Source organism: Thermithiobacillus tepidarius DSM 3134 (assembly GCF_000423825.1).
In the GTDB taxonomy this organism is placed as follows: Bacteria; Pseudomonadota; Gammaproteobacteria; order Acidithiobacillales; family Thermithiobacillaceae; genus Thermithiobacillus; species Thermithiobacillus tepidarius.
Map to the genome: position 1 here is coordinate 23661 of NZ_AUIS01000028.1, position 8647 is coordinate 32307.

Here is an 8647-nt window from a genome sequence, read left to right on the forward strand (position 1 = left end):
TGCCTGGAAGCGCTTCCTGCGTCCGGGTGCATGCCGGGCTGCCAAGACAAGTGCCCAGCTTCCCGGCGTCTTTCTATCAGCATAGCACCGCCGCGAGCCTGGCCGTGGGCCTTGCTACCTTAGCCCGAGTCCGCCGCCACCTTGAACGGCAGCACCAGCACCGGGCATGGGGCATCCCGGATCACCGCCTTGAGGATGAGCGCCCGATCCGGCGCCAGGCTGCCGTGCCAGGGCAGGACGATCAGATCGGCATCGCGCTCCGCGGCCAGGCGCAGAATCTCGGCGCCCGGCTCGCCCTTGGCCAGGAAGAGCTTCAAATCCAGCTCCGCCGGGAAGTGGCACATGCCGCGCACGCGATCGAGAAACTCCCGGCTCCAGGCGGGCCATTCATGCTGCGGCTGGTCCATGTAGCGGGGCACGGTCAGCGCCCCGGCTTCCTCGGACGCCGCCATCGCCGGACCCGCCACGTGCAGCACCAGGAGCTCCGCGCCGGCGCGGTGCGCCAGGTGGATGGTCGGGCCAATGGCGGTGGCGGTGCCGGGCGTGCCGTCCTGGGGCAGGAGGACCTGCTCCAGCCGCCACGCCGCCGGCAGGCGCTCCGGGGGCACCAGCAGCACGGGACACGGCGCCGTGCGCAGGACCCCTTCGGCCACCGAGCCCAGGCCGCTGTCGGCGTCGGGCCGGCCTTCGTGCATGGCCATGACGATGAGTAGGCTGTGCCGCTCGGCCGCCAGGCGCACGATGCCGGCGGCCGGCGCGCCCGTGACCGCGTCCAGGACGGCGCCGGCCAGCGTGTCGGCATCCAGGACGAGGCGTTCGCGCAGCTCGTCCGGCGCCAGGGTACTTTCGGCGGCATGCACGATGTGCAGCGTGGCGCCGGCCAGCTCGGCCATTCTGCGGGCGACGGGCAGGGCCGCCAGGGATTGGCGCGTGCCGTCCAGGGGCAGGAGCACGGTTGAGGCCGGCTCCACATGGCCGTCATTCATGCGGTACCTCCTTCCAGCTGTCCCGGGCGACGCGCTGCCAGCGCCGCCGTTGCCCGGGCGCGAGTTTCACCGGCGCGGCGTCGGCGACGGCGACCATGAGCGGCGCCGGCCCCTCGGCCCCGAGCTCGACCAGCGCCGGCTCGATGCGCACCCGCAAGCGGCGGCCGCGCCACTGCACCGCAAAGCTCAAGGCCTGCCAGCCGGCGGGCAGGTGGGGGGCAAAGGCCAGTCCATCCGGGCGCAGATCCATGCCGGCGAAGCCGAACACGGCGGCCTGCCACAGTCCGCCCAGCGCCGCCGCATGCACGCCGCCCGCCGCGTTGCCCATCTTGTTGGACAGGTCGATCTCGGCCGCCTGGCGGAAATAGCTGAGCGCCAGCTCCGTATCCCCCAGGCGCGCGGCCAGCAGGGCGTGGATCGCCGGACTGAGCGAGCTGCCGTGGGCGGTGCGCGGCTCGTAGAAGCGGAAGTTGGCGACCCGCGCCGCCGGCGGGATGCGCTCCCACAGCAGATGGACGAGCATGAGCACGTCCGCCTGCTTGACGATGCGGGACTGCTGGACGCGCGCCTGGCCCAGGAGCACGTCCATGGCCAGCCCGCGTTCGCAGGCCGAGAGGTCGATGTCCTCCAGTTGATAGTAGCCGCGGAACTGCTCGATCAAGCCGGTCTGCGGATCGACGCCGGTGTAGAGGCGCCGGGCGGTGTCCCGCCACTGGCGCAGCTCCGCCTCGTCCAATCCGAGGCGGCCGGCCAGCCCCGCCCATTGCGCCGGCCAGCATTTTTCGAGCAGTGCGGCCAGCTCCAGGGCGCATTCGAGATTCCACTGGGCCATGGTGTTGGTGTAGGCGTTGTCGTCCACGCCCTCGTGATACTCGTCCGGGCCCATGATTCGGCGGATGTGGTCGCGGCCATCCGCGCCCGGCTCGACCCGGCTGGCCCAGAAGCGCGCCGTTTCGAAGATGATCTCGGCGCCGGCGTGCAGCAGGAAGTCCGCGTCGTGGGTGGCCTGCCAGTACTGCCAGACCGCGTAGGCGATGTCGGCGCTGATATGCTGCTCCTGCTGGCCGGATAGCACCTGCAGCACCTGGCCGTCCGGGGCGATGGCGTAGAGCGGCGTCACCTCCTCGCCCGTGTCCGCCGATTCCCAGGCGTAGAGCGCCCCGCGATAGCCCAGGCGCTGGGCCTTGGCGCGGGCGGCGGGCAGGGTGTGATAGCGGTACATGAGCAGGGCACGGGCGGTGGGTGGATCGGTAAAGACGTAGAAGGGCAGCATGAAGATCTCGGTGTCCCAGAACACGTGCCCCTTGTAGGACGCCCCGGTGAGGGCGCGGGCGCCGATGGAGACGCGCTCGTCCTCGGCGTTGGCGGCGGCGATCAAGTGATAGCAGGCGAAGCGCAGCGCCCGCTGGGCCGCGTCGTCGCCCGCCACGGCCACCTCGGCGTGCTGCCAGCGGGCCGCCCAGGCATGCACGTGAGCCGCAATGAGGGCATCCGTATCGACGGATCGCAGCCGCTCCAGATGCTGCGTGGCCGCTTGCTCCGGCTGCGGCACGTCGCGCGAGGTGTACACCACCACCACCCGGTCGAAGCGGTAGGTCCGGCCCATTTCCACGTCCAGCGTCCAGGTCTCCCCGCTCTCGTGGCGGGCGCGCTGCAGCGGCGCCGCCGCCGCGCTGCCGCAGACGCGCAGCCGGTTGACGGCGGCGAAGATCACTGCCGTCCCGCGGCGGGTGCGCAGCACCAGCTGTTGCGCCGGGCCGGCCGCAGCCCCGCCGGCGGGGGCCGCGGGCATCAGCTCCACCCGGCCGGGCTCGTCGGCGGGGGGATCGAGGCCGATCTCCAGGTGCACGCGGCCGCTGTGATTGACGGGCGTGAACAGCATGGATTGCACCAGGACGTGGCGGTCGGCCAGGGAGGCGAAGCGCAGGCCGTGCAGGCGGCTGATGCGCCCGCTCGGATCCTGGAACAGCCACTCGCGCCAGAAGATGCCCTGCTTGAGGTCGAGGATGCGGCGATGCGCCAGGGTCGTGCTCTGGTCGAGCTTCACCTCGCTGCCATCCACGCTGCCGCGCAATTGCATCCAGTCGGGCGCCACCGCCAGCGCCGGCACGGGATCGCCGGGGTCGCAGTCGAAGATGCCGGCGACGAAGGTGGCCGGCGCCGAGAGCGGGCTGCCTTCGGCCAGCGAGCCGCGCGTGCCGACATAGCCGTTGGACACGGCAAAGAGGGACTCGATCTCGTGCTCCCGGGCCAGCGTGAAGCCCTCTTCCACGAGCAGCCAGGCGGGATCGGCGGTGGGGGCAAAGGCGCAGTCCGTGGCGGGCATGGCTTGCGTTCGGGCGTCGTCCATCATTTCCCCGAGTGAACCAGCCGGCGCGAAATGCCGGCACATGGGATATGGAACACCCGCGCTCCAGAGGTGTTAATCGGGCCTTGGTCGGGGAGCGGCGGAAACGAGGCGCCGTGCGCGAATCAGGAGCTCGATCCGTTGGATTTCGCTCTGCCGGCGGCAGGCACTGACTGGCCCGCGATCTCGCGGCGAGCGGGTGACATCGTTATCGCGAGCCAGCCCACTCCGACGGTACGTGCCGGACGTCGTAGGAGCGGGCTTGCCCGCGATCCGTCGTGCCGGCCGCCGCTGTTATCGCGAGCCAGCTCGCTTCTACCAAAATGTAGACCGTGGCGGACATCGGCCCGGAACGATACGGCGACCCTGCCCGCTCGCATCGCGACTCACGTCTCACGCCCCGCGATCCGCACGCCGTCCTTCACCGCGTCGCTGGGATAGACGATCACCTGCTCGCCGGGCGCGAGTCCCTGCACCACCTCGGCCTCCAGTCCGCCGCGGCGGCCCAGCCGCACCCGGCGCGCCTGCGCGCGGCCGTCCGCCGCCACGAAGACGGCCCACTGCTCGCCCCGGCGGAACAGGGCGCTGGACGGCACCTTCACCACGTCGTCGCGGCGGTAGACGACGATGCGCGCGTCCACCCGGTAGTTGTCCCCCAGCGCCTGCCACTGCGCGCGCGGGGATACGATGTCGATGAGCACGTTGACCCGCTGCTCCTCCACCCCGAGGGCCGAGATCTTGGTGAAGGCGGACGGCTCCACCAGGCGCACCCGGCCCTGCAGCGGCGCGCCGCCGTAGCGCTCGATGCGCGCCGGGTCGCCCGGCTTGATCTGCAGCGCGTCGGTGGTGAGCACGTCCACCACCACTTCCAGGTCGGCGGGGTCGCCCAGCTCCAGCAGCGGCTCGCCGAGGGGCACGTCGCCCTCGCTCTCGTGCAGCACTTTCAGCACCCGCCCGGCGACGGGCGCGCGGATGTCCCAGCGCACCCCGGGCATCGCACCCTGCCGCGCCTGCGACAGCGCGGCGCGGGCCTGCGCCACCTCGTGCGCCGCCACCTGCAGCTGGAAGCGCGCCGCCTCCAGCTCCCGGGCGTTGAGCTCGACCGCCAGGGCGTCGCGCTCGGCCTGGGAGCGCGGCAGGAAATTCTGCGCCGCCAGCTCGCGGCTGCGCGCGTAGTCGGCCCGCGACTGGCTCAGGGCGGCCTGGGCGCTGGCCACGGCGGTCGCCGCCCGGGCGCGGGCCGCCTCCGCCGCCCCCAGGCGCGCCCGCAACTCCTGCTCGGTGCGCGCGTCCAGCAGGGCCGGCGCGCTCGGCACGATGGTGGCCAGCACCTGCCCCGCCCGCACTGGGTCGCCGGCCTCGAGCACGATGCGCTGCAGGCGGCCCGCCAAGGGCGCGGCCACCACGTAGCGCTCGCGCACGCGGGTCTTGCCGTCTTCGTCCACCGTCTGCTCGAAGCTGCCGCGCGTCACCGGCGCCAGGTCCACCGGCACCGGCTGCGGCAGAAAGGCCATCACCACCGCCGCCAGCACGGCCACGGCGGCGAGGATGACGAGCACGCGCTTGATCCAGACCATGTTCATTCTCTCGTTTTCAGGACGGCCACCAGGTCCAGCTGGTCCACGCGGCGCCGCACGATCAGCGCGCTCACGATGCCCGCCACCACGGTGACCAGGGCGGCATAGGCGTAGGTTTTCGGCGTGATGATCACCGGGATGGAAAAGGTCTCGGTGTGGGTCAACGCCACAATGGTAACGGACAGCAGATAACCGAGCCACAGGCCCAGGGGAATGGCCAGCGCGAGCTCGACGGCAAGCTCGCCCAGCAGGAGGCCGGACACCTCCCGGCGAGTGAAGCCCAGCACGCGCAGGCTGGCCAGCTCCCAGGCCCGCTCCGCCAGGGAGATGCGGGCGCTGTTGTAGACCACGCCGATGGTCATGGCGCCGGCGAACACCGTGACGATGGTGGTGTAGAAGAGCACGTTGCGGGCGGTGGTCTCCTGAAAGCTCTGCAGCAGCGAGGCCTTGATGGCGACGGTGGCGACCTTGGGCATCTCCTTAAGCCGGGCGTAGAGCGACTGCGCCTGCGCCTCGTCCAGCGACACGCCCACCGAGGAAATGGCGTCGCCCTCGTTCATGAGCCGGTTCAGGGCGCGGATGTCCATGTAGCCCGAGATGCCGAGGAGTTCATCGACCAGGCCGACCACCGGGACATCGCGCTTGGCCCGGTTGCCCTCCAGCGCCTCCACCTGGATGCGGTCGCCGACCTTGACCCGCAGGCGCTCGGCCAGGCGATCGGTGAGAAGAATGCCCTCGGCCGGCAGGGGCACCGGGCGCAGGTCGGCGTTCAGCAGCCGCCGCAGCTCCCGGTCCGGCGGCAGGCCCAGCACCGCCGTGCGATAGCTGCGGTGCCCCGCGCGCAGGCGCACCGGCACGCTGCGCGCGGCCTCGGCATACAGGACGCCGGGCAGGTGCTCGATGTCGAAGCGGGCACTGCCAGCCACCGGATCGGTGAACACCACGCTCACGTCCTGCCGCTCCGTGTCATAGAACTGCACCCGGATCAGGTAATCCAGGGCGTCGCCCCAAAAGGTGCCGGCCACGATGATCGCCACCGAGCTGGCGATCCCGAAGGTGGTCAGCACGGTGCGCAGGAGACGGCGCTCCAAGGTGCGGATCACCATGCGCGCCCGCGGCGGGAGCAGGCCGCCGAGGCCGATGCGCTCCAGCAGCATGCGCTTGAAGCGCGCCGGCGCGGGCGGGCGCATGGCCTCCGCCGGCGCCAGGGAGGCCACCCGGCGCACGGTGTCGAGGGCGCCCGCCGTGGCGGCCACCAGACTGATCCCGGAGGCCAGCAGCGGGATCCAGGGCTGAACGCGGTAGGTCAGCCGCGGGAAGTGGAAGAACGCGGTGTACATCCCGGTCATGTAGTAGCCGAGCCAGGCGCCGATGGCGATGCCGGCGACGATGCCCAGGAATACGATGACCAACACCATCTTGAGGTAATGCAGCCCGATGGCCAGGTTGCCGTAGCCCATGGCCTTGAGCGCGGCAATCGGCTCGCGCTGGGTCGCCACCTGTCGGGAGAGCACCACGTTCAGCAGGAAGGCCGCCACGCCCAGGAAAATCGTCGGAAAGATCATGGCCAGGGTGCGCAACTGGCTGATTTCCTGGCTGAGGATCTTGTCGGAGAGCTGCTCGTCGCGCCCATGGGCGCCCAGCGCGCCGTAGGGCTCCAGCAGCCGGTCGAGGGCGGCGATCACCGCCGCCTCGCTGGCGCCCGGCGCGAGGCGCATGACCGCATGGTTGAAGGCGCCCTCCATGTCGAAGGCGGACGCCAGGTATTCGCGGTCCATCCAGAACACGCCGAAGCTGCGGTCGTCGGACAGGGCGCCGCCGCGCGCGGAAAAAATGTATTCCGGCGACAGCACCACGCCGACGATGCGCAGCTCTTCCCGCTTGCCGTTCAGGATGGCGGCCAGCCGGTCGCCGGGCCGCAGCCCGCGCGCCTTGGCGAAGGCCTCGGACACGAGCGCCTCCCGGCTTTGGCCGGGCTCGATGAAGCGACCGCGGCGCAGCGTGAGCCGGTTGAGCTGCGGCTGGCGGGCGTCGGTCAGGCCGATCATGCGCCCGATCACCGGCTCGGCCACGCCCGGCACGTCCAGGGTGGCATCGAAGACCACCGTGCTCTCCAGCTCCGCCACGCCGGGGATGGCGGCGATCTGCCGCTCCACTGCCTTGGGCGCGCGCTTCACGTCGGCGAAGACTTCCGCGAAGCGCGCCGCCTCGTAGTAGGACGCCCGCAGCCAGCGCAGCGAATCGTAGGTGGACAACTGGGCGACGGAAGCGCCGATGCCGGCCGCCACCACGAGCGCGATGGTCAGCACCTGGCTCTTCATCAGCCAGAGATCGCGCAGCAGCTTGCGATCGAGCATCTTCACCAGCTCAGCTCCGCGGGCGTGAGTTTGCGGGTGTTGGTCTCGATTGTGGTGATGCGCCCGTCGGCCAGGTGCAGCACCCGGTCCGCCATGCCGGCGATGGCGGCGTTGTGGGTGATCACCACCGCCGTGGTGCCGAGTTCCTGGTTGATGCGGGCGATCACCTCCAGCACCACCTTGCCGGTCTCGTAGTCGAGAGCGCCGGTGGGCTCGTCGCAGAGCAGCACGTCGGGCCGCTTGGCGATGGCGCGGGCGATGGCCACGCGCTGCTGCTCGCCGCCGGAAAGCTGGGAAGGAAAGTGATCCAGGCGCTGCGCCAGGCCGACCAACTGCAACGCCTCCTCCGGCGCCATCGGCTGCGGGGAGATTTCCGTCACCAGCGCCACGTTCTCGCGCACCGTCAGGCTGGAAATCAGGTTGTAGAACTGGAACACGAAGCCCACGTGCTCGCGCCGGTAGCGGGTCAGCTCGCCCTCGTCGGCGCGGCTCAGGTCGTGGTCGCGCCAGAAGGCCTCGCCGCTGGTGGGGGTGTCCAGCCCGCCCAGGATGTTGAGCAGCGTGGACTTGCCGCTGCCCGACGGCCCCAGCAGCACCACGAACTCGCTTTCATATATCTCCAGGTCCACGCCGCGCAAGGCATGCACCTCGACTTCGCCGGTGCGGTAGGTCTTGGTCAGGCCGTGGGCGATGAAGACAGGCTGCGGCTCTTGCGGCATGAAGGGTCCTTTACGGGCTGCCTAGCACACTTGGTCTCCTATCATGACCCAAAGCAGGGTCCGGGAAAACGCCGAAAACCGGCGGAGCGGCCGCGCTCAGCCGCCGAATGGCCTAGGCAGTTCGCCCCATGGCAGGGGCGGTGGCGTCCTCTAAGCTGCTCCTTCCGCTGCTGCACCAGCGCGTTTCCCCGTGGATACTCAAGGAGTCAGCCATGCTACGTCACCACGCCCAACCGCTGTCCGCATTGACCGTGCAGCGCCTCCTCTTCCTGGCCCTGCTGGCGCTCGCCGCCCTGGCCGCCCGGCCCGCCGCCGCGCACATCAACGTTCCGCCCGAGGTCGCCCGCAGCTATGAAGTGCTGTACATGCAGAGCATGATCGATCACCACGCCATGGCAATCGAGATGGGCGAGATCTGCCTCAAGCCCGGCAACGCCAGCCATCCGGAGCTGCGCACCCTGTGCAGCAACGTGGTCAAGACCCAGACCCAGGAGATCCAGCAGATGCAGGCCTGGCTGCGCGACTGGTACAACATCAACTACACACCGCGCATGTCCCCCGCCGACCAGCAGATGCTGCGCGAGCTGGATGCCCTGAACGGCGCGGATTTCGAGAAAACGTTCATGCGCGAGATGAGCGACCATCACTGGATGGCCATCGA

General features: G+C 70.5%; 6 protein-coding genes. 1 reads left to right on the plus strand and 5 read right to left on the minus strand.

From position 1 onward, the window contains the following. Positions 1 to 119 precede the first annotated feature (119 nt). The 5 genes from G579_RS0111815 to G579_RS0111835 form a co-directional block, all read right to left on the minus strand. Positions 120 to 986, minus strand: a complete 867-nt coding sequence (locus G579_RS0111815; RefSeq protein ID WP_028990347.1) for a universal stress protein — start codon at positions 984 to 986, stop codon at positions 120 to 122. Further along, positions 979 to 3336, minus strand: coding sequence for a glycoside hydrolase family 65 protein (locus tag G579_RS17340; RefSeq protein WP_162143000.1), 2358 nt, complete (start codon positions 3334 to 3336; stop codon positions 979 to 981). Before G579_RS17340 ends, G579_RS0111815 begins: the two co-directional genes overlap by 8 nt. 383 nt (positions 3337 to 3719) lie before the next feature. Then, positions 3720 to 4910 (minus strand): efflux RND transporter periplasmic adaptor subunit, encoded by a 1191-nt coding sequence (locus G579_RS0111825; RefSeq protein ID WP_211218729.1) that lies wholly within the window; start codon positions 4908 to 4910, stop codon positions 3720 to 3722. Between the two features lie 2 nt (positions 4911 to 4912). Next, the gene (locus G579_RS0111830) at positions 4913 to 7267 is read right to left on the minus strand and encodes an ABC transporter permease (RefSeq protein ID WP_230973846.1); all 2355 of its coding nucleotides are present in this window, start codon (positions 7265 to 7267) and stop codon (positions 4913 to 4915) included. Between the two features lie 2 nt (positions 7268 to 7269). Next, positions 7270 to 7986, minus strand: coding sequence for an ABC transporter ATP-binding protein (locus G579_RS0111835; protein WP_028990350.1), 717 nt, complete (start codon positions 7984 to 7986; stop codon positions 7270 to 7272). 212 nt (positions 7987 to 8198) lie between these two features. Here G579_RS0111835 and G579_RS17345 point away from each other — a divergent pair. After that, the coding region (locus G579_RS17345; RefSeq protein WP_051181535.1) for a DUF305 domain-containing protein at positions 8199 to 8647 on the plus strand (449 nt) is incomplete at its 3' end.